The organism is Polynucleobacter sp. IMCC 30228 (assembly GCF_021395205.1).
GTDB lineage: Bacteria > Pseudomonadota > Gammaproteobacteria > Burkholderiales > Burkholderiaceae > Polynucleobacter.
This window is the reverse complement of record NZ_JAJVCS010000003.1, coordinates 82,150-107,691: the sequence shown is the minus strand read 5'-3', so window position 1 is coordinate 107,691 and position 25,542 is coordinate 82,150. Positions and strand designations below refer to the sequence as shown.

General features: G+C 46.1%; 20 protein-coding genes. 9 read left to right on the top strand and 11 right to left on the bottom strand.

The window, feature by feature from the left end; all coding sequences use genetic code 11:
• Nucleotide 1 precedes the first annotated feature (1 nt).
• From aat to LZT21_RS06205, 4 genes are all read left to right on the top strand, one after another.
• A complete protein-coding gene (gene aat, locus LZT21_RS06220; protein ID WP_233923664.1) occupies nucleotides 2-739 on the top strand; it encodes a leucyl/phenylalanyl-tRNA--protein transferase in 738 nt (245 codons plus the stop codon).
• Nucleotides 736-1,512, top strand: a complete 777-nt coding sequence (locus LZT21_RS06215; protein WP_233923665.1) for an arginyltransferase — start codon at nucleotides 736-738, stop codon at nucleotides 1,510-1,512. Before aat ends, LZT21_RS06215 begins: the two co-directional genes overlap by 4 nt.
• On the top strand, nucleotides 1,509-2,546 hold the full coding sequence (locus LZT21_RS06210; RefSeq protein WP_233989896.1) for a quinone-dependent dihydroorotate dehydrogenase: 1,038 nt from the start codon (nucleotides 1,509-1,511) through the stop codon (nucleotides 2,544-2,546). Before LZT21_RS06215 ends, LZT21_RS06210 begins: the two co-directional genes overlap by 4 nt.
• Nucleotides 2,547-2,610: 64 nt before the next feature.
• On the top strand, nucleotides 2,611-3,420 hold the full coding sequence (locus tag LZT21_RS06205) for an IclR family transcriptional regulator (RefSeq protein WP_233923667.1): 810 nt from the start codon (nucleotides 2,611-2,613) through the stop codon (nucleotides 3,418-3,420).
• Nucleotides 3,421-3,435: 15 nt separating this feature from the next.
• Here LZT21_RS06205 and LZT21_RS06200 read toward each other — a convergent pair whose 3' ends face one another.
• Entirely contained in the window at nucleotides 3,436-4,548 is a 1,113-nt protein-coding gene (locus tag LZT21_RS06200; protein ID WP_233936823.1) for a serine hydrolase, read from the bottom strand.
• 92 nt (nucleotides 4,549-4,640) lie between these two features.
• Entirely contained in the window at nucleotides 4,641-5,516 is an 876-nt protein-coding gene (locus tag LZT21_RS06195; RefSeq protein ID WP_233936820.1) for a DMT family transporter, read from the bottom strand.
• A 204-nt stretch (nucleotides 5,517-5,720) separates the two neighbouring features.
• Here LZT21_RS06195 and LZT21_RS06190 point away from each other — a divergent pair, with 204 nt between their 5' ends.
• Nucleotides 5,721-6,284, top strand: a complete 564-nt coding sequence (locus tag LZT21_RS06190) for a phasin family protein (RefSeq protein WP_233936817.1) — start codon at nucleotides 5,721-5,723, stop codon at nucleotides 6,282-6,284.
• A gap of 61 nt (nucleotides 6,285-6,345) precedes the next feature.
• Here the strand turns inward: LZT21_RS06190 and lpdA are convergent, their stop codons facing one another.
• Genes lpdA through aceE form a run of 3 tightly spaced genes read right to left on the bottom strand, consistent with a single transcriptional unit; the run spans nucleotide 6,346 to nucleotide 12,225 of the window.
• Complete coding sequence (gene lpdA, locus LZT21_RS06185; RefSeq protein ID WP_233989895.1) at nucleotides 6,346-8,151, bottom strand: dihydrolipoyl dehydrogenase; 1,806 nt, start codon at nucleotides 8,149-8,151, stop codon at nucleotides 6,346-6,348.
• 9 nt (nucleotides 8,152-8,160) lie between these two features.
• Nucleotides 8,161-9,492 (bottom strand): dihydrolipoyllysine-residue acetyltransferase, encoded by a 1,332-nt coding sequence (aceF, locus tag LZT21_RS06180; protein ID WP_233989894.1) that lies wholly within the window; start codon nucleotides 9,490-9,492, stop codon nucleotides 8,161-8,163.
• Between the two features lie 30 nt (nucleotides 9,493-9,522).
• Nucleotides 9,523-12,225: a pyruvate dehydrogenase (acetyl-transferring), homodimeric type gene (gene aceE, locus LZT21_RS06175; RefSeq protein WP_233989893.1), complete on the bottom strand. Its 2,703-nt coding sequence runs from the start codon at nucleotides 12,223-12,225 to the stop codon at nucleotides 9,523-9,525.
• A gap of 184 nt (nucleotides 12,226-12,409) precedes the next feature.
• Between aceE and LZT21_RS06170 the strand changes: the two genes are divergently transcribed.
• From LZT21_RS06170 to LZT21_RS06155, 4 genes are read left to right on the top strand one after another with little or no spacing between them, the layout of a single operon-like run.
• On the top strand, nucleotides 12,410-14,983 hold the full coding sequence (locus tag LZT21_RS06170; protein WP_233923674.1) for a PAS domain S-box protein: 2,574 nt from the start codon (nucleotides 12,410-12,412) through the stop codon (nucleotides 14,981-14,983).
• Nucleotides 14,946-15,593 carry a response regulator transcription factor gene (locus LZT21_RS06165; protein WP_233990082.1) on the top strand — a complete coding sequence of 216 codons (648 nt, stop codon included), beginning with the start codon at nucleotides 14,946-14,948 and terminating at the stop codon, nucleotides 15,591-15,593. Before LZT21_RS06170 ends, LZT21_RS06165 begins: the two co-directional genes overlap by 38 nt.
• Before the next feature lie 60 nt (nucleotides 15,594-15,653).
• The gene (gene folD / locus LZT21_RS06160; RefSeq protein ID WP_233923676.1) at nucleotides 15,654-16,511 is read left to right on the top strand and encodes a bifunctional methylenetetrahydrofolate dehydrogenase/methenyltetrahydrofolate cyclohydrolase FolD; all 858 of its coding nucleotides are present in this window, start codon (nucleotides 15,654-15,656) and stop codon (nucleotides 16,509-16,511) included.
• A 23-nt stretch (nucleotides 16,512-16,534) separates the two neighbouring features.
• Nucleotides 16,535-18,682 (top strand): M3 family metallopeptidase, encoded by a 2,148-nt coding sequence (locus tag LZT21_RS06155; RefSeq protein ID WP_233923677.1) that lies wholly within the window; start codon nucleotides 16,535-16,537, stop codon nucleotides 18,680-18,682.
• Here the strand turns inward: LZT21_RS06155 and xth are convergent.
• The 6 genes from xth to LZT21_RS06125 all read right to left on the bottom strand — a co-directional run bounded on the left by xth (nucleotide 18,679) and on the right by LZT21_RS06125 (nucleotide 25,512).
• Nucleotides 18,679-19,518: an exodeoxyribonuclease III gene (gene xth, locus LZT21_RS06150; RefSeq protein WP_233989891.1), complete on the bottom strand. Its 840-nt coding sequence runs from the start codon at nucleotides 19,516-19,518 to the stop codon at nucleotides 18,679-18,681. The two genes, LZT21_RS06155 and xth, sit on opposite strands and share 4 nt — an antisense overlap.
• Nucleotides 19,511-20,962, bottom strand: a complete 1,452-nt coding sequence (ntrC, locus tag LZT21_RS06145; RefSeq protein ID WP_370634808.1) for a nitrogen regulation protein NR(I) — start codon at nucleotides 20,960-20,962, stop codon at nucleotides 19,511-19,513. The genes xth and ntrC overlap by 8 nt, the downstream gene beginning before the upstream one ends.
• On the bottom strand, nucleotides 20,962-22,095 hold the full coding sequence (glnL, locus tag LZT21_RS06140; RefSeq protein WP_370634795.1) for a nitrogen regulation protein NR(II): 1,134 nt from the start codon (nucleotides 22,093-22,095) through the stop codon (nucleotides 20,962-20,964). Before glnL ends, ntrC begins: the two co-directional genes overlap by 1 nt.
• A gap of 35 nt (nucleotides 22,096-22,130) precedes the next feature.
• A complete protein-coding gene (gene glnA / locus LZT21_RS06135; protein ID WP_233923680.1) occupies nucleotides 22,131-23,549 on the bottom strand; it encodes a type I glutamate--ammonia ligase in 1,419 nt (472 codons plus the stop codon).
• Nucleotides 23,550-23,746: 197 nt separating this feature from the next.
• Nucleotides 23,747-24,646 carry a molybdopterin-binding protein gene (locus LZT21_RS06130; RefSeq protein ID WP_233989887.1) on the bottom strand — a complete coding sequence of 300 codons (900 nt, stop codon included), beginning with the start codon at nucleotides 24,644-24,646 and terminating at the stop codon, nucleotides 23,747-23,749.
• Between the two features lie 8 nt (nucleotides 24,647-24,654).
• Nucleotides 24,655-25,512, bottom strand: a complete 858-nt coding sequence (locus tag LZT21_RS06125; RefSeq protein ID WP_233936778.1) for an EI24 domain-containing protein — start codon at nucleotides 25,510-25,512, stop codon at nucleotides 24,655-24,657.
• Nucleotides 25,513-25,542 lie beyond the last annotated feature (30 nt).

Below are 25,542 nucleotides of genomic sequence, written 5' to 3'. Positions count from 1 at the left end.
GATGAGTCCTATCCCGTGGCTTGGTATAGCCGATTCCTTTCCTGATCCCAGCCTTACTCCTGATCCCGATCCGGCCGTACCTGGGCTCTTCGCAGTAAGCGAACATATTTACCCAGGTCAATTGAGCCAAGCTTACCAATTAGGTTTATTTCCTTGGTATTCCGATCGTCAACCTGTCTTATGGTGGTCGCCCGACCCGCGCATGGTGCTGAGTCCCGCGCAATTTATTGTCAGTAAATCACTTCATAAATCCTTACGCCATTTTTATCATCAATCCAACACCCAAATACAAGTGGATCAGCATTTTGATGCTGTTTTAAGGGCCTGCGCCACCATCCAGCGCAAAAATCAGGAGGGCACCTGGATTACCCATGAAATAATTGAGGCCTACACCGCGCTTTATGAAGCTGGACATGCCCATAGCCTTGCCGTCCTTGAAAATGACCAATTATTGGGCGGCCTCTATTGTGTTAACTTTGGCGGTATGGTGTACGGAGAGTCGATGTTTAGTTATACCGACAATGCTTCAAAGATTGCCTTGGCAGCGCTTTGCGCATGGTGCTACGATCGAGGTGTGAAAATAATCGATTGCCAACAAGAAACTGCGCATTTAAATTCTTTAGGGGCTCGCCCCATTACACGCGCCGCATTTCTTCAACACATTAACCAAGCGATTCAACAAAACCAGACGGCGGTGCCATGGTCTTTTGATAAAGCAATTTTGCAACGCTGGCTATGACGCAAGTTAACGAGCTACCCTTAACGGCCCTACAGTTTTATGCCACCGCACCTTATCCCTGTAGCTATTTGCCCGATCAAATTGCCCGCTCGCAAGTTGCCACTCCTTCGCATTCCATTCATGCTGATTTATATGGCGAGCTAGTCAATGCTGGTTTTCGACGCAGTGGTCTGTTTACATACCGGCCCTATTGCGATCAATGCCAAGCCTGCATCGCAACCCGCATTCCGGTCAACCAATTTAGCCCCAACCGCAGTCAACGTCGCGCTTGGAAAAAACATGCGCATTTACAAGTTCAAGTCTTAAATTTAACTTACCAAGAAGCACACTACGAACTCTACCAACAATACCAAAATCAGCGTCATGCAGGCGGAGATATGGATCGCGATGATGAAGACCAGTACCGCCAATTCTTATTACAAAGTCGGGTGAACTCTCGACTAGTAGAATTTCGCGATGGGCTCAGCGGCGAACATCCTGGCCGCTTACGCATGGTTAGCATGATTGATATTCTCGAACAGGGCATCTCTTCGGTCTATACTTTTTTTGATGCTAACGATGCCACTACTAGTTTTGGTACCTATAGCGTGCTCTGGCAAATTAATCAAACCCAGCAACTTGGCTTAAACTATCTCTACCTAGGCTATTACATTCAAGCCAGTGAGAAGATGGCCTATAAAGCAAAATTTCAACCGCTTGAGGGTTTAATTAACGAACAATGGCAAACCCTAGCCTCACCCGCTGTACTACCCTTGTCTAATGTATCGCCATGATTGACGTCTATGCCTTATTGCGCCCCGGTTTATTCTTAATCGATGCGGAGCAAGCGCATAACCTCACTTTAGGAAACTTAGACCGCGCAGAGCGCTTAGGCTTATTAAAATATGTTGTTCCCTCGATCCCCCCTCAACCACAGACTCTCTGTGGTCTCACTTTCCCTAATCCGGTAGGTCTTGCTGCGGGACTCGATAAAGATGGTCGCCATATTGATGCTTTAGCCCGTTTAGGTTTTGGGTATTTAGAAATTGGTACCGTTACACCACGACCGCAAGCAGGCAATCCTCAGCCGCGCATGTTCCGCCTCAGCGCGGCACAAGCCTTAATTAACCGCATGGGCTTTAATAACGATGGCGTGGTCGCCTGTGTAGAGCGAGTAAGGCAATCCCATTTTTGGCAAACGGGCGGCATCATTGGCCTCAATATTGGAAAAAACGCCACGACCCCAATTGAGCATGCAGCGGATGACTATATCGCCGCAATGACGGCAGTCTATGAAGTCGCTTCGTACATCACCATTAATATATCGTCGCCAAATACGGCCCATTTACGCTCCCTCCAGGCAGAGGCGCCCTTGCGCGCCCTGTTGACCCATTTAAGTGAAGCACGTCAACGTTTAACCGATCAATTTGGCTTGAAAAAGCCGCTTTTTCTAAAAATTGCGCCCGACTTAGTAGCAAGCGATGTGGTTCTCATAGCCAATTTGCTTTTGGAGTATGGCATCGATGCAGTAATCGCTAGCAATACCACCACTTTGCGCGAGGGGGTACAAGGACTTGAACACGCCCAAGAAATGGGGGGACTCTCCGGCGCCCCACTTCAACAGCGCTCTAATCAACTCATTGCCAGCTTACATGCCCAACTCCACAATCAAATTCCCATTATTGGGGTGGGCGGCATCCTGTCGGGTCACGATGCCCAAGAAAAAATAAGCGCGGGTGCGCAACTCATTCAACTGTATACAGGACTGATATACCGCGGTCCCAGCCTCATTAACGAGTGCGTCAAGGCCCTCGCACCCAAGCGCTAAAAGCGCAGCTATAAAATTTGATTTCATAATATGCAATCGTAGTAAGAATAGCTACAATAAGAGCATGACTATTGCCAAGCCCTCCAAAACGCCCAAAGCCATAGGGGAAGTGGGTAAAACTGCGATTCAGGTTGTCGAGCGCATGATGAATTTGCTCGATGCTTTGGCCGAGCAGGAGGAAGCCAGCCCTCTTAAAGTGCTAGCCGAGCAAACTGGCCTGCATTCCTCAACTGCGCACCGTATCCTCAACGACTTAGTTGCCTGTCGCTTGGTTGAGCGCGGCGATGGTGGTACCTACCGCCTAGGCTTGAAGCTTTTAGAGTTAGGTAATTTAGTCAAAGCGCGCCTATCGGTGCGTGAAGCTGCCCAAATGCCCATGCGTAACCTGCATAAACTTACTGGGGAAACGGTCAATCTTTCCTTGCGTCAAGGAGATGAAATTATTTATGTCGATCGCGCCTACAGCGAACGCTCTGGCATGCAAGTGGTTCGTGCTATTGGTGGTCGCGCGCCCTTGCACTTAACTTCGGTGGGTAAGCTCTTTTTAGCTAGCGATGAAGCGCCGCAAGTACGTGCCTATGCAACCCGCACAGGTTTAACTGGCCATACTCGCAATAGCATTACTGAAGTCAATGCGCTGGAAATGGAACTGGGTAAAGCAAAAAAATTAGGCCATGCCCGCGACGATGAAGAACTTGAGCTGGGGGTAAGCTGTTTGGCTGCGGGCATCTTTGATGACAGTGGAAAATTAGTAGCGGGTTTATCGTTAAGCGCCCCTACCGATCGTATGCAGGTAGACTGGCTTAAAGCCCTGCAAGAAACTGCCGTTCAAATTTCCCGTGGGCTTGGCTTTAAACCCAAACCAACTTCTTAAAATGATTCTCTAGTCTCACATTAATTGGCGCCCAGCAGGTGCAGCACCAATTGGAATGCGTTCATACCAATCTCGCACCCGTTCAGCATCGGCAAAGCGCGACTGTGTACCAACTGAATCTAAAAATACCAATAAAAGTGGTGCACCATTTACCCGTGCTTGCATCACCAAACATTTACCCGCAGCATTAATAAAACCCGTTTTTTGCAGGCCAATATCCATATTGCCAGAACGAACCAAGCGATTGGTATTTAAAAATTTTTGCGGCCGATTATTAATCAAAATAGTTTGCTCGGGTAAAGTAGAAAACTCGCGAATTAATTTATATTGGTAAGCAGCATTTAGCATGCGGGTTAAATCTTCTGCGCTAGCTACGTTTTCACTCATTAAACCGGTTGGGTCAGCGTAATTAGAATGCACCATGCCCAACTCTTTGGCCTTCCGATTCATCGCGGCAACAAACGCGGTCATACCGCCAGGATAATTACGCCCAAGGGTATAAGCAGCTCGATTTTCTGAAGACATTAAAGCTAAACGTAAAAAATCTTCGCGGCTAAAGGCAGAACCTAAAGCGATGCGTGAATGCTTATAGCTTTGCACATCCTCGGCATTAATTACCAAGAGCTCATCAAGGGGCAATTTAGAGTCGAGCACCACCATCGCCATCATCAATTTGGTTATCGAGGCAATCGGTAAACTCACGTTCGAATTTTTCTCGAAAATCACTTCTTTAGTATCTTGATTCACGACTAAAGCTACGCTCGATTTCAAACTTAATTCATCATGCTGCCCACGCAAACCCAAGGCGGTGGCAAAGGATGGTCGCGCCGCTTCAGCAACCATAGTAGTGGGTTGGCGGGTAACGGTAATGCGTACTCGCTTAGGCTTTTTAGCGACGACAACCTTAGCGCTCGTTTTGGGTGCTGATTTATTGCTAACAGCCGCAACCGGGGCAACTGCTTGAGTAGAGGCTTTTTTCTTAGTATTAGTACTACCGTTATTTTGCGCGACAGCCGGGTTGCCGAGAAGACCACCTAAAATGATAAACGCCAGAACTCCTGCAACACAGAAATGCTGCCACTGCAATAAGGCAGAATGCTTTAAATATTCAATAAATTGAAAACCCATCTAAACCACTTTCTATCGACCTGAATCTGAGCATGATAAATACTTTTTCAGCCAAGCAACGCATTTATGCAAACCAACATCTAAAAATAGCGCTAGGGAAGACTGACTTGCGCTTTGTGATTCACTATGAGAACACCTACCATGGTTAAAAGAATGCCAAAAATCATCAGCGCGGTTAGCGGCTCATGAAAACCAATCCAAGCCATAACTGCAGTGGTTGGCGGAGTTAAATACAACAAACTAGTTACGCGGGTAGCGGCACCCTTACGAATTAATAAAAATAACAAGCTCACTGATCCAATCGAGAGCGGCCCAATAGACCATCCCAAGGCAATAACAACGGGCCAATTCCACACCATCTTGCCAGTTTCAAATAAGGCAACAGTAATGGCAGTCAACACCACCGCAACGGCAAACTGAATGAGTGATCCAGCCCGTAAATCAAAGTTGGCACAAAACTTTTTTTGATATAAGGTACCCAGCGTAATCGATAGTAAGGCTCCAATAATGAGCAAATAACTTGCTAATGGTAGTTGTACAAAATGGGTTTTTTCAAACACCACAAATGCCACTCCAATAAACCCCAAAGCCAAACCCAGCCATTGTCGTTGGGTAACATGCTCTGCGACCCACGCCGACCACCAGGCTGTCAAAATCGGTTGCAAGCCCACAATCAGTGCGGCTAAGCCTGCGCTCATGCCAAAGCGCACTGCACACCATACTCCCAAAAGATAGCCAAACTGCAATAAAGCCCCAGCAACGCCAATGTGACCAGCTAATGGCCATTTGGGCCAAACGGGGCGCCAAATTAAGCTCAGGATACCCATGGCCAATAAAACTCCCATGAAGCGCCAAAGCAAAAAAGTGGCTGGCTCGACATAAGGCATGCTGAGCCGCGCAATAATGAAGCCGGTACTCCAAATAAGGACAAAAATGGGCCCCATCGCGGCCTCTAGTGAAAAGCGCATTGTGTTATTGAGCTGCCACTAGGCACAAAAATGGGATCATGGCCCTTATTTTAGGCGGAAACCGGAAACTGGCCTTTTTTGTTGCATTGCATCAATTTTGCTATATAATTATAAAAATTAGGTGCATAACCTAGGGGCCAATAGGACAATAGATAACTACCAAAAGCCCTTTTTTATTAATTAAAAAACCTGCGGAGAGTAATAATGAACTTAACACCAGAACAATTAGCAGCAGCCCAAAAAGCCAACCTAGAAACATTAAGCGGCCTCACTGGCCAAGCTTTAAAAAGTATTGAGAAGTTGGTTGAACTGAATATGCAAATAGCAAAATCAAGCCTTACCGATAGCTTAGGAAATGCGAAGAAAGCTTTGGAAATTAAAGATATTCAGCAATTGCTGGCTCATCAAGCCGACACAGTTAAACCCATGGCTGAAAAAATTATGGCGTATAGCCGCCACCTCTACGATTTAGCGCATGAAACCCACAGCTCCTTCAGCCAATCTGCTGAAGCAGAAATTCAGGCTAGCCAGAAGAAAATTCAGTCGATGGTAGACGATTGGGCGAAAAGTGCACCTGCAGGATCCGAGGCAGCAGTTAATGCCATGAAGCAAGCCATTGCCTCAGCCAGTACCGTATTTGAAAACAGCCAAAAGGCCGTTAAACACGCAATTGATATTGCCCAAACCAACTTAAATACTGCTACCGACAGTGTCATGCAAGCAGCCGATAAAGCTGTGAAGTCAGCTAAGGGCGGCAAAAGCAAATAAGTCGTTTTATCCGATCTCGACCGTAGCAAAATGATTGAAGCCCAGAATTTCTGGGCTTTTTTCATTTCTTCCGCTGGGCAGGTAAATCCGTACACGAGCCATGCTGTACTTCTGCAGCTAGACCCACTGTTTCACCTAAGGTTGGATGGGGATGAATCGTTTTACCCATATCAATTGCATCGGCGCCTAACTCAATAGCTAAACACACTTCGCCAATTAAATCGCCCGCATGGGTGCCAACAATACCGCCGCCAATTATGCGCTGCGTGGCCGCATCAAATAGTAATTTAGTAAAACCCTCATCGCGTCCATTGGCAATTGCACGGCCACTTGCAGCCCAAGGAAATAAACCTTTTTCATAAGCAATTCCCTGTGCCTTACATTGCTCCTCTGTTAATCCAGCCCATGCAACTTCAGGGTCGGTATAGGCCACTGAAGGAATTTGCTTAGCATCAAAAAAAGATTTTTGACCAGCAGCAGCTTCTGCTGCTACATGCCCTTCATGTACGGCTTTATGGGCCAGCATGGGTTGCCCTACTAAGTCACCAATCGCAAAAATGTTCGGTACATTGGTACGCATTTGTTTATCAACAGCAATAAATCCGCGCTCATCAACCTGCACGCCTGCTAAACCCGCGTCAATTTTTTTGCCGTTTGGCGTGCGTCCCACAGCAACCAACACTAAATCGTAGCTTTGTGGCGAAGCGGGAGCGTGCTCACCCTCAAACGTCACTTCAATTCCTGTTGGCTTTGCTTCGGCCTTGGCGGCACGGGTCTTTAAGAAAATATGCTCAAAACGTCCTGCATTCTGTTTTTCCCAAACCTTTTCCAAATCCCGATCAGCGCCAGCCATCAGGCCATCTAACATTTCCACAATATCGATCTTTGTGCCGAGGGCACTATAAACGGTCGCCATCTCTAAACCAATAATGCCGCCGCCAATAACCAACATGCGCTTTGGAATACTCTTTAATTGCAATGCTCCCGTACTATCCACAATACGCGGGTCGGCTGGTAAAAACGGTAAATGCACAGGTTGACTACCAACTGCAATGATGGCTTTTTGAAAACGAATCACTTCCTGTGCGCCGCTTAAATCTTGGCCATCACCACGGGTCAAATGAACAGCCACATGATTCGCATCAAGAAAATGGCCTACCCCGCGAACGACAGTCACCTTACGTGCTTTAGCCATACCAGCCAAACCGCTGGTTAACTTACCAATGACTGATTCTTTATAGGTGCGTAATTCAGCGAGGTCAATTTCCGGAGCGCTATAGCGAACGCCATGGCGAGAAATAGATTTCACTTCATCCATTACTGCAGCAGTATGTAATAAGGCTTTTGAGGGAATACAGCCCACATTTAAACAAACCCCGCCTAAGTTCGTATAACGCTCGAGCAAAATCGTTTTCATACCTAAATCGGCGCTACGAAAAGCAGCGCTATAGCCACCAGGCCCTGCACCCAAAACAAGTACTTCGCACTCATGCTGTACGGCGCCACTATATTGCCCGGCTGCTCTAGGCGCTGAAACTGAAGAAGCTGGGCTAGGCACTGGAGGTAGTGACGTAGTCTGTGCAGATGACTGCGAAGGCGCCGTAGCCGGTGCCGCCGAAGATGCCACTGCAGTGACTTCAATCTCGCCAATCACCGTACCCTTACCCACTTTATCGCCTAGCTTAATTGCTAGGCTCACTATTTTTCCAGCGATTTCTGCTGGAACTTCCATGGTGGCTTTATCCGACTCTAAAACAAATAAGGGCTGTTCCTTTTCGACGCTATCGCCTACTTTAACCAGCACTTCAATTACCGGCACATCATCGTAATCGCCAATATCAGGCACGATTAAGGCTTGCTTAGTCATCTGCGCTCCTTACAGTACTGCACGCCGAAAATCAGCGAGCAATTGGGCAATATAGGCATTAAAGCGGGTTGCCAAAGCACCATCAATGACGCGATGATCAGCACTTAATGACAAGGGGCAAATTAAACGGGGAATAAATTGCTGGCCATCCCAAACTGGTTTCATAGCCGCCTTGCTCACACCCAAAATAGCGACTTCAGGCGCATTCACAATGGGTGAAAAAGCGGTGCCGCCAATACCGCCGACAGAAGAAATGGTAAAGCTGGCTCCCTGCATTTGATCGGGCTTTAATTTTCCCTCTCTAGCGAGCGCCGCCAATTCGGAGGTTTCTTGGGCAATCTCAAAAATACCTTTTTGATTGGCATTTTTTATCACTGGAACAACCAAACCATTGGGCGTATCTGCAGCAAAGGCAATATGAAAATACTTTTTCAAGACCAGGTCATCACCATCAAGCGAACTATTAAATTCAGGATATTTTTTCAAGGCTGCAACGGCCGCCTTAATTAAAAAAGCGAGCATGGTAATTTTTTTACCCTGCTTCTCATTTTCTTTGTTCGTTGAAATGCGGAAGGCTTCTAAATCAGTAATGTCAGCATCTTCATGATAAGTAACAGCGGGAATCATCACCCAATTACGCGCTAAATTTGCAGCAGAGATTTTTTTAATGCGCGACAGCGGTTGCCGCTCGACTGCACCAAATTTAGTGAAATCCACTTTAGGCCAAGGTAAAAGATTGAAATTACCTAATCCCGTAGCTGACGCATTAGTATGAGAACCGGTATTAGCAATCATTGCCGCTTTAATAAAAGCCTGCACATCTTCCTGCGTAATTCTGCCCTTCAAACCAGAACCCGTTACTAAGGCAACTTGTACTCCCAATTCGCGCGCAAACTTACGCACCGACGGGCTGGCATGGCTAGCTTTCCCCATTAAGTCGCTATCCCCTATTGGGCTAGACACTGTTGCTGGGGTGGCCGTATGAGTTTGAGTAACGGCAACTGCGGGAGGAGCTGAAGCTGTATGCGGTTGTGCCACTGCAGCTAAAGGAGCGGCCGTTTGACTTGGTGCGGCTGCGACTGGGGGGGTTGCCGCAGCGTCAGTAGCTTCCAGCAGCAAAACCAGCCCACCTTCAGAAATATTATCGCCAACCTTTACCTTCACCTCCTTAACGACACCAGCATGGGAAGAAGGCACATCCATTGTTGCCTTATCCGACTCAAGGGTAATTAAAGACTGCTCTTTTTCAATCACATCGCCAGGCTGAACTAAAACTTCAATGACTGGAATGTTTTGGTAATCACCGATGTCGGGAACTTTAACTTCAATTAATTGGCTCATAAGAACTTTAACCGTATATTAGGCTGGGCATTAAACTGTTAGTGGATTAGGCTTGTTGGTATCAATGCCATATTTCTGTATGGCCTCGGTAACTTTCTGCCGCTCTAATTGGCCAGAATCTGCTAGTGCTTTTAAGGCAGTTAACACAATCCAATGGCGATCTACTTCGAAAAATTGTCGTAAATTTTCACGCGTATCCGAGCGACCAAAGCCATCGGTGCCCAACACTTCGTAACGTCTTCCCAAATTTTGAATCGCCGGGCGAATTTGTTCGGCAAACATCCGAATGTAATCACTTGCTGCAATTACGGGGCCAATGGTATCTTTTAAACAAATCTCGACATGCGACAAGCTTGGCTCAGCCGCAGGATTCAAGAGGTTATGACGATTCACGGCATTCCAATTCCGCGCTAACTCCGTAAAACTCGGGCAACCCCATAAATCAGTAGCTACACCCCATTCACTTTGTAACAGCTCGGCAGCTGCGATCACTTCACGGAAAATGGTCCCGCAACCCAATAGTTGTACGCGTAATTTCGCGTTAGGCTCGCCCATACTTTGTAACTTATACATCCCTTTAATAATGTCTTCCGCTGCGCCTTTTGGCATACCTGGATGCGCATAATTTTCATTCATCAGGGTGATGTAGTAATACACATCTTCTTGCTCAGTAAGCATACGACGCATACCATCCTGAATCACAACCGCTAATTCAAAAGCAAAAGTAGGGTCGTAACTAATGCAATTAGGCACCGCTGCACTCCATACGTGACTATGACCATCTTCATGTTGCAAGCCCTCCCCATTTAAGGTGGTTCGGCCAGCAGTACCTCCAAGCAAAAAACCGCGGCTACGCATATCACCGGCTGCCCAAGCTAAATCGCCAATACGTTGAAAGCCAAACATCGAGTAAAAAATATAAAAAGGTAGCATCGGTACGCCATGGGTTGAATACGAGGTCGCCGCAGCAATCCAATCGCACATTCCACCCGCCTCATTAATGCCTTCTTGCAAAATTTGGCCGTGCTTATCTTCTTTATAAAACATCAACTGATCATGGTCTTCAGGGGTGTATTGCTGCCCCAATTGATTCCAGATGCCTAGTTGTCGAAACATTCCCTCCATACCAAAGGTACGCGATTCATCGGGCACAATTGGCACAACCCGCTTACCTAAAATTTTGTCGCGAATCACAATATTAAGCAGTCGCACAAATGCCATCGTCGTAGATATTTCACGTCCTTCACTAGTCGCCTCTAAAAGCGGTGCAAAAGTGTCTAGCGCGGGTACTGGCAAGCTTTCAGCTTTGGTGCGACGTTGGGGCAAATAACCACCAAGTTCATTACGCCGCGCCCGCATATATTCCAACTCGGGGCTGCCATCTGCAAATTTAACCAAAGGGATCTCATCTAACTGATCATCACTTACTGGAATATCAAAACGATCACGGAAACGCCGCACATCTTCAGGGTTCATTTTTTTAGCTTGGTGGGCAATATTCATGCCCTCACCTGACCCCCCCATACCGTAACCTTTAATGGTATGAGCCAAAATAACCGTAGGTTGATTTTCATGATGAACCGCGGCATGAAATGCGGCATACACCTTATGGGGATCATGACCGCCGCGATTCAAATTCCAAATATCATCATCACTCCAATCGGCCACTAGCGCTTTTAATTCGGGGGTATTAAATACAATTTCACGCACATAGGCGCCATGCTTAGACTTCATGGTTTGATAGTGACCGTCAACAATTTCACCCAAACGCTGCATCAAAATACCTTTTTTATCGCGCGCAAACAAAGCATCCCAATGGCCGCCCCACACTACCTTAATGACGTTCCAACCTGCTCCACGAAATTCACTTTCAAGCTCTTGAATAATCTTGCCATTTCCACGCACAGGACCATCAAGCCGCTGTAAATTACAATTCACCACAAAAATAAGGTTATCTAGTTTTTCGCGGCCAGCCATGCCAATTGCACCTAACGATTCAGGCTCATCGGTTTCACCGTCACCTAAAAAAGCCCAGACCTTGCGACCTTTTGTAATTGCGAAACCGCGGTCTTCTAAATACTTCATGAAGCGCGCTTGATAGATCGCCATAATTGGCCCCAGACCCATCGAGACCGTTGGAAATTGCCAGAAATCGGGCATCAACCAAGGATGGGGGTAGCTCGAAATACCTTTACCTCCGACCTCTTGGCGGAAATGGTCTAACTGGCTAGCCTCGAGCCTGCCCAACATGAAAGCCCGTGCATAAACACCTGGCGCAGAATGCCCTTGAACAAAAATGAGATCACCGCCATGTTGCTCAGAAGGCGCATGCCAAAAGTGATTAAATCCAACATCATATAAAGTGGCGGCCGATTGAAACGAAGAAATATGCCCACCCACATTGGTATCTTTGTTTGCCCGCAACACCATGGCCATCGCATTCCAACGAGTATAAGAACGGATCCGATGTTCAATATTTTGATCGCCTGGTAAGCGTACTTGCAATTCAACGGGAATCGTATTGATATAGGGTGTTTCAGCATGGAAGGCTTGATTAACGCCATTCACGCGGGCATGGGAAATTTGTTGGTCAATTAAAAACGCTGCCCGTTCAGCGCCTTCGGTACGAATTACGCCATCAAGCGCTTGTAACCACTCTTGAGTTTCACCTGGATCTTCATCCTTGGTGTTGGCAATAAGTTGCCCCAATATTTGCTCTGGAACTGCTGCCATTTTTAATCTCCATAGTGATATGTAATGCCGTTGAACTTCACTTTATGGCTGAATTTTAAGAAGAGAAAGTTATATTGACAAGAAATATTCCACATAATGATAGCATTTATCATAATATGGAATTATATTGCGCTGCAAATCAACTTGGGAATAAGGCAGAATAAGGGTAATCTCTATACGCCCCATGCGCTCCCTCAAACAACTCTTCACAGCCAAACTCTTTAACCGCAACCTTTTAACAAAGTTGCGGGCATCACGCATTGTCTTTACACCGCTATTAGCAATTATTATTTTTACACTGGCGATGGGCATTATTTTGGGAACGCTCCAAATGCAAGAGCGCTCCCAGCAAGAAAATGCTCTTTTCAGAGAGCTTTCATTTGTAAAGCAACGCATTCAATTGCGTTTTTTAACAAACTCAGAAGCATTAGTGGCAATGAGTCAAGAGCTGGGTAAGGCCAATACCGATAACAATGCCCAAGTAAAAGTATTAAAACAGGCTGAAGCCTTTGTCGCCAATAACCATGAGATTAGCCAATTAATTTGGTTTAATGAAAATAATTTACGCCAATGGATGATTCCCTTACCCTCGCAAGCGACCGATTGGTTTGATCAGTCACCTAATGCCGAAACAATCGAGCGGCAATTAAAACGGGCAATAATTTTAAGCAGGGAAACCAATCGTCCAGCGTACAGTGAAATTATTAGCCTGCAATCGAATACCGATCAACCCATTCCGCTCGAGCGACAAACCGTATTTTGGCAAACTGTACCCACTACCATCGAAGGCGAGGGCGCAGGCATTCTGGCAGTTTTATATAGCGCCCATGGAATTTTAGAGTACATCATTCCCACGGAACTAAAAAGTCAATATCGCTTTACCTTGCTAAATTATTCAGGTAATGTGCTGGCCATTTCTTCGGATCGAAATACCCCAACTCGGGCGCTGAGTAATGAAACTAGTCTCGAGTTAGGCGCCTTTAGCCCCACTTTAATTTTAAAAGTAGATACCTATCCACCCCCAACTAATCTTACTTTTAGAATGCTACTTGGCGTCGTGATTGGCTTAAGTGCATTCGTTATTTGGAGTTTATGGTCGGTCTTAAAACAAATTCAAGCACGTAATAAAATTGAAACCAACTTGCGTGCGGAAACGAGTTTTCGTAGCGCCATGGAAGATTCCACGCCAATTGGAATTCGCGCTCACGATATGGAAAAACGTATTACCTATGTGAATCGGGCTTTTTGTGAAATGGTAGGCTACTCTAGTGAAGAATTAATTGGCCTAGTACCGCCCTTTCCCTTCTGGCCAGCCGATAAGCATGATCAGCTTGGCACCAATATGGAACGGGTATTACAAGAGCAAAATCATCAATTGATGAAAGCAGGTATTGAAGGCGAACTACAACGCCGCAATGGCGTACGTATCAATACGCGTACCTATGCCGCTCCTCTGCTAAACGAAAAAGGTTTGCAAACTGGCTGGGTCACTTCGATTACGGATATTTCTGAACCCAAAAAAATTCGCGAAGAATTAACGGCAACGCAAGAACGCTTTGTCACGGTTTTGGAAGGATTGGATGCCGCAGTTTCAGTAGTCTCTCTAGAAACCGGCAAATTATTATTTGCCAATCGTTTTTATCGACAACGCTTTGGTCCTACTGAAAAAGGCCACATTAGTTTAAATGCCGATGAGATGAGCCCCCATGTCATTCATGATATGAAAGATGATAGTGTTGATGTTTTTGCTGGCCTACCTGAATCGGAGTTCAATCAAAATACGGGCAGCGATTCACATGAAGTGCAATTAATGGATGGTGAACCATCTTGGTATGAAGTACGCGGGCGATATATTCCCTGGGTCGATGGTCATTTGGCGCAACTACTCATTGCTACCGATATTACGCTCCGTAAACAAGCCGAAGATTTAGCGCGCCAACAGGATGAAAGGATGCAATTTACCAGTCGCCTAACAACAATGGGTGAGATGGCTTCTTCACTGGCGCACGAACTTAATCAACCTTTGTCAGCTATTTCTAATTACTGCATGGGCGTAGCCAAACGATTAAAAACCTACTCTGATTCCAGTCTAATAGCTGAGCTAATGCCAGCCTTAGAAAAAGCTTCCGCCCAAGCCTTGCGCGCTGGCACCATTATTCAGCGCATTCGAGACTTTGTTAAACGCAGTGAACCACAAAGAAAAAGCTGCGATATCGCCCAAATTATTGGCAATGCGGTTGATCTGCTAGAGATTGAAGCGAATCGCCATCGGTTTTCAATTGTGGCTGAGATCATGCCTAATTTGCCGCGTATCGAACTCGATCCCGTCTTAATCGAGCAGGTTCTCGTTAATCTCTTAAAAAATGCCCTAGATAGTTTGCGAGATGCTTACCCCCTACCTTCACGCTGGTCTGCCCCGCCGGTAAAAATTACTGCTGATTTAGATCCTGAGACCTACCCAACTGCCCTACGTATTCAAGTGACAGATGCAGGCTCTGGTATAGCAGATGCCGTGATTCAGCGGATGTTTGAGCCTTTTTTTAGTACTAAAGATGATGGCATGGGCATGGGGCTGAATATTTGTCGCTCTATCATTGAGTCACACCATGGCCGCCTCTGGGCCAAAAATCAGCTAGATCCAGAACATACCCGCCTTTTTGGTTGCACCTTTACAATCCTATTACCCATAGAGCTGTCTGAGAATTTAAGCGAGAACCATGATGATCCAAAGCAATACCCCGAAAACCAGTCAAGCTGAGGTTGTATACGTTGTTGACGACGACGAGGCCGTTCGTGATTCACTAACTTGGCTCTTAGAGAGTAACGGCTACACGGTGCGTTGTCATGCAAGCGCTGAACGTTTTTTACAATCGTTACAAAATACCGATAAATCCACTATTTCCTGTGCCATTCTAGATGTTCGTATGTCAGGTATGTCGGGGCTGGAATTACAAGAACGACTCACCGCTGAAAATTTACCAATGCCAGTCTCCTTTATAACGGGGCATGGCGATGTCTCTATGGCGGTATCCACCATGAAACGGGGTGCCGTTGATTTTATCGAGAAGCCATTTAAAGAAAATGAGCTCTGTCATTTAGTTGAACGAATGTTAATGAAAGCACGTGCCGATTACTCCTTAGCTAGCAACCGCAAAGTAACCCAAGGTCTATTAGGAAAACTCACTGGCCGTGAGCGCCAAGTACTCGAACGCATTGTTTCTGGCCGACTCAATAAGCAAATTGCTGACGACCTTAGTATTTCTATTAAAACGGTTGAAGCCCACCGCGCAAATATTATGGAAAAGTTGAATGTCAGCACAGTGGCTGACCTTCTGCGTCTCGCTTTATCCGAGTCTCAGGGAAGTTGATCAACCGATAAATAACTGGTAAACTGGTTTTTTATTTCCACCTAAACCAATGAGTTCACTATGCCAGCCCAGTTAATCGATGGAAATGTTTTATCAAAAAAGCTGCGTACCGAAATTACGGCCCGTGCGGCCATTGTTACAGCTAAAGGCTTACGCCCTGGCTTAGCAGTTATTTTGGTAGGCGAAAATGCCGCCAGCCAAGTCTACGTCAGAAATAAAGTTAAGGCTTGCGAGGAAGCTGGTTTTCATTCTGTTCTAGAGCGCTACGCAAGCGAATTATCCGAAGAAGAGCTACTAGCACGTATCGCCACTTTAAATGCTGATCCCTCCATTCAAGGAATTTTGGTGCAATTACCTTTGCCTGAACATATTGATTCAAAACGGGTCCTCGAAGCAATTACCCCACCAAAAGACGTGGATGGCTTCCATATCGCCAATGCTGGTGCCTTAATGGTGGGTGCACCTGAATTCATTCCCTGCACTCCTTATGGTTGTATGAAAATGTTAGAAAGCATTGAATACCCGCTACGTGGCGCAAAAGCCGTCGTGGTTGGTGCATCGAATATTGTGGGCAAACCCATGGCGATGTTATTACTCCAAGCGGGTGCGACCGTCACAATTTGCAATAGTAAAACCCGTGACTTAGCCCACCATACTAAAGATGCCGATGTGCTTGTGGTAGCCACTGGCAAACCTAAAATGATTACTGGAGCCATGATTAAACCGGGTGCGGTAGTCATCGATGTTGGTATCAATCGCTTGCCTGACGGTAAATTATGTGGTGATGTCGACTTCGATTCAGCTAAATATGTCGCTGGCTGGATTACCCCTGTACCTGGAGGCGTAGGGCCAATGACCATTACAATGCTCTTAATGAATACCATTGAAGCAGCCGAAAAAGCGGTCAAATTGTCTTAACTGGAATTGGAGTTTTGGAAGTCGTGCGCGATTTAAGCAGTCCTGCCTCCAGCGGCAATCCCTTACTGAACTTTGGCCGCGGCATTCCAAATTATCCGGCGATTCAGCCGGCCGATATCGATCCTGCAATCACCTGGCTATTGCAACAGGCCGAAGCAGCCGTGCAGCGCGCGCTAGATTACAACTCTATCCCCAATGCGCAACTCAGTTGGAATACTTTAATTGAACCACTTGAAGATGCTACAGAGGCCTTAAGTCGCTCATGGGGGGTGGTTAGCCATCTGAATAGCGTGGCCGATACCCCTGAATTGCGTGCAGCTTATGGCGCAATGCTGCCCCAAGTTACCGCGTTTTTTAGCGACCTCGGCCAAAATCTTGCTCTTTATGAACGTTTTAAATTGCTGCAACAAAGCCCTGCTTTCAAACAACTTCAGCCGGCACAACAAAAAGTCTTAGAAAATTCTATTCGTGATTTTCGTTTAGGAGGCGCAGAGCTTCCGGCTGCAATAAAACCACGCTTTGCAGCTATTCAAGATGAGCAGGCGCAATTAGGCAAAGCATTTTCTGATCATGTGCTCGATGCAACCGATGGCTTTTTTCATCACGTCGTCGATCTACAGGAATTACAGGGTCTGCCCGCCGATGCCTTAGCTGCTGCTGCCGATCAAGCAAAACAAAGAGGGCTAACAGGTTGGGTCTTTACCTTGCACTTTCCTGCCTATTACCCCGTACAACAATATGCCGAAAATCGAGCGCTACGGCGTCTGCTCTGTGAGGCTTATTTAACTCGAGCTTCAGAACTAGGTCCGCAATATGGTCATGGGCAACTAGCTTGGGATAACACCGAAAATATGCTGCAGCAACTGCGCTTACGCCATGAAGAAGCACAGCTCTTGGGTTATGAAAATTATGCAGCTCTGAGCTTAGCTGCCAAAATGGCAGGTAGTGTTAGTGAAGTTGAAAATTTTTTAAAGGATATTGCAAGCCGCGCTAAACCATTTGCCCAAACCGATTGGGATGAGTTGCAAGATTTTGCTAAACGCGAATTAAATCTTGGTAACGATAGTCAGGAAGGCTTACAACCTTGGGATATTACCTTTGCTTCAGAAAAGCTGAAACAAGCCCGCTATGCTTTTTCCGAAAATGAAGTAAAGCAATATTTTCCTTTGCCTAAGGTTTTAGATGGCTTATTTGGCTTGATCGAAACCTTATTTACCGTAAAAATACTGCCTGCGAATTTACCTACTTGGCATGCCGACGTGCAATCCTTTGCCGTCAATCAGAAAGATGGCAAAACCATCGCTTATTTTTATCTGGATCCCTATTCCCGCTCGGGAAAACGGGGTGGTGCGTGGATGGATGATGCACGGGGACGCCGTGAATTACCTGATGGCACCATTCAAATTCCGATAGCCTACTTAGTCTGTAACTTTCCTCCGCCTCTCGAGATTAATGGCGTTAAGCGTGAACCCACTATTACACATGATGATGTCATCACTTTGTTTCATGAAAGTGGTCATGGCATGCACCACCTGCTCACTCAGGTGGGAGCGCTAGGGGTATCTGGCATTAATGGTGTGGAGTGGGATGCCGTAGAGTTGCCTAGCCAATTTATGGAAAACTTTTGTTGGGAATGGGACGTCGTCAAAAATATGACGGCCCATATTGATACTAAGGCACCCTTACCCAAGCCATTATTTGACAAAATGTTAGCGGCTAAGAATTACCACAATGGTTTAAGCACCTTGCGCCAAATTGTTCTTTCGCTCACCGATTGGTACTTACACGCTAATTTTGACGCCAAAGAAGCCAATCATTCTGCAATCATTCATCTTGCTGCAGCAATAAATGAGCGTTTAAATGTCCTCCCCCAAGCGCCAATCTCGCGCTGGCCTAATAGTTTTAGTCATATATTTGCTGGTGGCTATGCGGCAGGCTACTACAGTTATAAGTGGGCAGAAGTCTTGTCTGCCGATGTCTATTCCGCCTTTGAAGATGCCGCCAAGGTGAGTGGTAGTGTGCTCGATACTAAAATTGGCGCACGTTATCGACAAGAAATTTTAGCCGTTGGTGGTAGTCGTCCTGCGGCTGAATCATTTAAAGCTTTTCGTGGTCGTGAACCGAGTATCGATGCTTTACTTCGACATGGCGGCTTAACGACAGCGGCTTAAATGCCAGCAATTTCTGCCACCACCGGAGCATGGTCGGATGGTTGCTCCCAGGTTCGGGGAATTTTATCGATCCAACTCGCCCGACACAAACCCTTTAATTGCTGGCTTAATAAAATATGGTCTATGCGCATGCCAGCATTACGCCGAAAACCCATCATGCGGTAATCCCACCAGCTAAATACTTTGGGGGGCTGCTCAAATAAACGAAATGAATCGACTAATCCCAATTGAATTAACCCTTGAAAGGCAGCCCGCTCTTCTACAGAAACTAAATTTTGACCAATCCAAGCTTGCGGATCATGCACATCAATATCGCCAGGAGCAATATTAAAGTCACCCAATAAGGCTAAGCGCTCAAACTGTTGCAATTCATCGCTTAACCAACCCTCTAAGGCACGAAGCCAAGCTAATTTATAAGAAAATTTATCACTGCCAGGAGCCTGTCCATTAGGAAAGTAGGCTGAAATTAAGCGTAGCGGTGCAACTCCCTTAAAACAAACGGTTGCAGCTAGAATGCGCTGTTGTTCATCGGTACTGCCTGGAATATTGCGGGTCGGCTTTAAAAAAGTGGTTTCAACATTGCTAGAAATCGCTGCTAATGCACCTCGACGTACTAAGATTGCAACTCCGTTATACGTTTTTTGACCTGCTACTAAACTTAAATATCCAGCTGCTTCAAGTTCAGCATGCGGATATTTATCATCAGTGAGTTTTAATTCTTGCAAACATAATGCATCGATCGGTGTCTTGGCTTGATTCTGCTCTTGTAACCAGCGGATAACCTGTGGCAAGCGCACCTTTAAGGAATTGACATTCCAAGCCGCAATTCTAATCATTCAAATCCAATTCTTGGAGCTTACGGGTAATCGTATTACGTCCAATTCCCAGTCGTTGAGCAGCCTCCACGCGCCGGCCCCGAGTGACTTCTAAAGCGGCTTTCAGAACCGCTTTCTCAAAGCGTAGTGTTAAGGTATCAAATACACTCTTATCACCATCTTGTAACATTTTCATCGCTAAGCGTCCCAAGGCAATATCCCACTCGTCCCGATTAGCGCGCTGACCATGACCCACCGACGAGGGTGCCTCAATATCGGTCACCGCAGAAAGCGCCGCAGCATCGGCCAAGGTCTCGGCTGGCAAATCACTGAGGCCAATAATATTGGCAGGCGACATGACCGTTAGCCAATGACACAAATTTTCTAATTGCCTAACATTGCCAGGAAACGACATTAAACTCATCTCTTTTAACACTTCATCTGCGAGCCGCTTAGGTTCTATATTTAAGCCATTAGCGCAAGCCAACATAAAGTGACGGGCTAAGGCGGGAATATCTTCAGCCCGCTCACGTAATGCTGGTAAACGCAGTTGAATCACATTTAAGCGATGCAATAAATCCTCGCGGAATAAACCGGCTGCCACACGCGCCTCTAACTGATGATGGGTCGCGGCAATCACCCGCACGTTTGCACGAATCGACTCTGTACCTTCGGCGCGATAGAAATGCCCATCGGTCAGCACGCGTAATAAACGGGTTTGCAATTCAAACGGCAGTTCACCAATTTCATCCAGGAATAAGGTGCCCCCTTCAGCCTGATCTAAAGCGCCCCGTTTTAGGCCCTTGGTATTGCCAAACTGTGCTCGCTCATTGCCAAATAGTTCAGCCTCTAATAAATCTTGTGGAATTGCCGTTGTGTTTAAGGTTACAAATGGCCCTTTTGAGCGCGCACTATGCTTATAAAGTGCATGTGCAATTAATTCTTTACCCGTACCCGACTCACCTCTAATTAAAACCGTGGCATTGGATTGGGCTAAGCGTCCAATCGCCCGAAAAATTTCTTGCATGGCTGGTGCCTGACCGATTATCTCTGGCACATCTTTGCGCCAACTAGCATGATCTTTAGAGCCCGTCTTATTCCGCAAGCCCTCACTGACTGCCCGCTGAATTAATTCCACTGCCTTTTGAATGTCAAAAGGTTTGGTTAGATATTCAAATGCACCCCCTTGAAATGAAGATACCGCTGAATCTAAGTCAGAATATGCTGTCATAATAATCACCGGCAAATTGGGATTACTGATTTTTACTTGTTGCAATAAATCTAAGCCGTTACCTCGCGGCATCCGAATATCAGAAATTAATACCTCAGGCGTTTCTTTTTCTAAGGCGTCTAAAACATCATTTGGATTAGTAAAGCTACGATGGGGAATATTTTCTCGGGTCAGCGCTTTTTCTAAGACCCAACGAATAGATTGGTCATCATCCACGATCCAAACGGGTTTTATCATGCTACTAGCTCCTGTTTACGATAGGGAATTTGAATTTGGAAATCAGTTAAGCCTGGGCGACTTTCACAGGCAATAAAGCCTTGATGTTGCTGCACAAAGGTTTGCGCCAAGGTAAGCCCTAAACCGCTTCCGCCTTCTCGACCAGAAACTAAAGGGAAAAAAATGCGTTCGCGAATCTCATCAGGTATACCAGGACCATTATCAATGACGTGCAGATCAAAAGCCATCTTATAGCGCACTTTCGCAATCGTCACCGAGCGGGCAATGCGTGTTTTTAATTCAATTTTGGCAGTACCGAGTTTCATTTGATCTTGTAACGCTTGGGCAGCGTTATGCACAATATTGAGTACAGCCTGAATCAATTGCTCTTGATCGCCGGTCACATCAGGCAAGCTCGTATCATAATTCCGCGCAATACTTAAGCCACGCGGAAATTCTGCCAATACCAAGCTACGAACCCGCTCTAGGGCTTCATGCACATTGAAAGTTTCCATCGCATGGGCTTTACGGTGAGGCGCAAGCAAACGATCGACCAAGGTTTGTAAGCGATCGGATTCTTTAACAATGACCTGAGTATATTCACGTAAATTTTTATCTGGTAATTCAAATTCCAATAACTGTGCAGCGCCGCGAATACCGCCCAATGGATTTTTAATTTCGTGCGCTAAATTACGCATGAGTTCTTTATTGGCCTCTACCTGTTGAGTCACTCTTTCATCGCGCTCACTACGCAGTTGTTGATCGATAGGAAACCAATCCATCATCAATAAGTTAGGCTCTTCCAGCATCCCTATAACCACATGAGCTGGCATCGATTCTTGATGAATGCGGCTAGGCATAGGGTCTAGTACTAGCTCTTGGCGCTTGGTGGCTACACGGCCTGCTGAAACTTCTGTAATCATGTGCTGTAAAGCCTCATTGTGCGCAAATAAATCTAGAATGGAATAACCTAATAACGATTTTCGTGACAGATCGAGTGCAGCTTCAGCAGCGGGATTAACATAAATCAACTGAAAAGTTGGCATAGTAAATACCACCAATGCATTGGGTAAATGTTCGAGCAATCCCGGAACAAAAGGGGCAGCCGCAGCTGCCCCTTTGAAAGGATTGCGCAAGATACTTGCGCTCAAGCTGTTTCCTTTAATCTTTCCTTCTTAAAAACAAATTACAGCGAGTAATACATTTCAAATTCGACTGGATGGGTCGTCATCCTAAACTTGGTAACCTCCTCCATCTTTAAGCTAATGTAAGCATCGAGCATCGAATTCGTAAAGACCCCACCGCGGGTTAAGAATTCACGATCCTGATCCAAGCATTCCAAGGCCTGATCGAGGCTATGGCACACCGTTGGAATTTTGGCATCCTCTTCTGGTGGCAAGTCATACAAATTCTTATCGGCCGCTTCACCGGGGTGAATTTTGTTTTGCACGCCATCTAAACCCGCCATTAACAAAGCAGAGAACGCTAAGTAGGGATTTGCTAGCGGATCAGGAAAACGCGTTTCAATCCGTCGACCCTTCGGATTAGCCACATGCGGAATGCGAATCGAGGCCGAACGATTGCGGGCCGAGTAAGCCAGCTTCACTGGTGCTTCAAAACCAGGCACCAAACGCTTATAGGAATTAGTCCCCGGATTGGTAATTGCGTTCAACGCACGAGCGTGTTTAATAATGCCGCCAATGTAGTACAGAGCAAATTCAGAAAGGCCAGCATAACCGTTGCCAGCAAATAAGTTTTCACCATTTTTCCAGACTGATTGGTGCACGTGCATACCAGAGCCGTTATCACCAACCACGGGCTTAGGCATAAAGGTAGCCGTTTTGCCATAAGAATGGGCGACGTTTTGCACCACGTACTTTTGCCAAATAGTCCAGTCGGCACGTTGCGTTAAGGTGCTGAACTTCGTCCCTAATTCACATTGACCTTGTCCAGCAACTTCATGGTGATGCACTTCAACTGGAATGCCCATGTAGTTTTCCAAAATTAAACACATTTCTGAGCGCATATCTTGAAAGGTATCCACTGGCGAAACTGGGAAGTAACCACCTTTTTTGCCTGGACGATGGCCTGTATTTCCGCCTTCAAACTCGGCGCCAGAAGACCAGGGGGCCTCTTCCGATTCAATTTTGACAAAACAGCCCTGCATGTCAGCGCCCCAGCGAATGCCATCAAAAACAAAAAATTCAGGCTCTGGACCAAAATAAGCGGTGTCGCCAAGGCCCGTACTTTTTAAATAATCTTCAGCCCGCTTCGCAATAGATCGTGGATCGCGGTCGTATCCTTTGCCATCCGATGGCTCGATGACATCACAGGTAATGACTAAAGTCGACTCTTCATAAAAGGGATCAATATAGCAAGCGGTTGGATCTGGCATCAGCAACATATCAGATGCTTCAATGCCCTTCCATCCTGCAATTGAAGAGCCGTCAAATGCATGACCACTCTCAAATTTATCTTCATTAAAAGCTGAAATTGGTACAGTCGTATGCTGTTCTTTACCTTTGGTATCGACAAAACGAAAATCGACAAAAGTACACTCTTTATCTTTCACTAACTTCATCACATCTGCGACGGTCTTCGTCATGCAAATCTCCTCTAAGAAAAAATACTGGATCTCACAAGCTCCAGGCTTTAAATCAACTACGCTTCCTGTTTGCAGCAAACCAAAAGCGAATACCGATAAGACTAATTTACTGAAACCATGGTGTTGAAGGCATTATTATTGCACTAAATTAGTGCATAAATTGAACTACCCGTCAATTCCTCACTCTCCAGCCTGAATTAAGTACTGCGGGCTGGCAAATCATGAATTTCATACCCCAAAGCTGTGGTGCCTTGGCGCAAAGCCTCCCAGGCTGGATCTAAGGTGCTTTGCTCGCCCTTCACGCCTAATTCAATATGGCGTTTAGCAAAAATACCGCTGCGCGAGGGGTCGCCAACCGAAGGCAAACTAAACACCTTCACGCCTGCAAAGTCGCGTTCAATTTGCTCCATCAGCGGCGTTAGGGTTGACTCAATGCCACTGGGGACGATAAAACTTTTTTCAGCCCATTCGCTACGGTGAAATAAATCCGCATAGTGCTGATCCAAACACCAGGCCATCATCGGCGCTGCCATCACCGGAAACCCGGGCAAGAAATGATGCTCTTGAAGCCGAAAACCCGGAATTTGGTTATAAGGATTAGGGATAATTTCACAACCGAGCGGAAATTCGCCCATTTTGAAGCGATGCTGATTTTCTGGCGTATGCAGATCTGCCTTCACCGGATCGCCCTCAGCAGTTGCCTGAATTCGGGCAGCAATTAATACTTTAGCTTCAGGATGCAGGGCTAGACTTAACCCCAAAGCTTTAGCTGCACAAGCACGGGTATGGTCATCAGGGGTGGCACCGATACCGCCTGTGCTAAAAACCACATCCCCACTGGCAAAGGTATCTTGTAGGGTTTGAATAATTTGCGCGGGATCATCTGCCACATAGCGCGCCCAAGATAAATTCAAGCCCCGTTCGTTGAGTAATTCAATCAGCTTGGCAAGGTGTTTATCGCTTCTTCGGCCTGACAAAATTTCATCGCCAATAACGAGCAAACCAAAACGTCTTGTAGCCGGCGAATTGGCCGAAGTGGAGATCTGCTGCTCTGGGCTCTTATTCTGCGCAGAACGCCTTGGGTTAATTGAAGACATATACGCAATTATCCATGCAACGGGTCATGCTCAATCACGTCAACGGTACTCGTACTCCGCAGTTCAATTAAGGCTTGTAATAAGAAATGGGAAAACCATAGAGCAGCAAAAACAAAAATGATTGAATAGACCCACAGCGCCACAAACGACACAAACGGAAATAACACTAAAGCTAGCACCGAAGTAGCCCAAAAGAAGCTAGGCACCACTCCCAGTAAGCCCGCCAAAATACCCATAACTAATAAAGACCAGTGATATTTTTCTAATATGGCATGCCGTTCAGCAGTGCTGGCATGCTTCGCCAAAACATCGTAAGTCATTAAACGCATCGTTAACCAACCCCATAACAAAGGTGGCAAGATTGCAAACAAGGGTGGTATCCACCAAATAGGTAAAGTAAGAAAAACCAAAACCAAGCAAATTAAACTTGACCAAAGGGTATAGACTAGGCCACTAAAAAACCCCCCAAATAAACGGGTGCCAACAGGCAGCGCCAAATTAGCATAAGCTGGCTGCTCGGTCACGCTATTTACAATGGCGGGCACAGTTGTAAAAGCAATCACTAGCAAAAGACTAATCGCCGCAACTGGCATTAAAAGCATGATAAAAAATAACGGTGCTAACCAGGTTTGAGAACCTTCAATGCCAAGCCAAGCAAGGGCATGCTCGATCCAACTAGTAAAAATCGAAGCGCTTAAAAAAATGCGTAAATAATCGAGCGCAGGCGACCAAGCGAACCAGAGCAAAACACCCCAAAAAACTGCCGCCATTAAAAATGGTCTAAAGCTTAGCCATAACATACGTGGATGCATTGAACCTACCAAGGCCAAACCCAAAGCACGAATGACGCTACTAAAACCAACCATCTAAACTCCCTTTAAAGTTACTTCTAGACC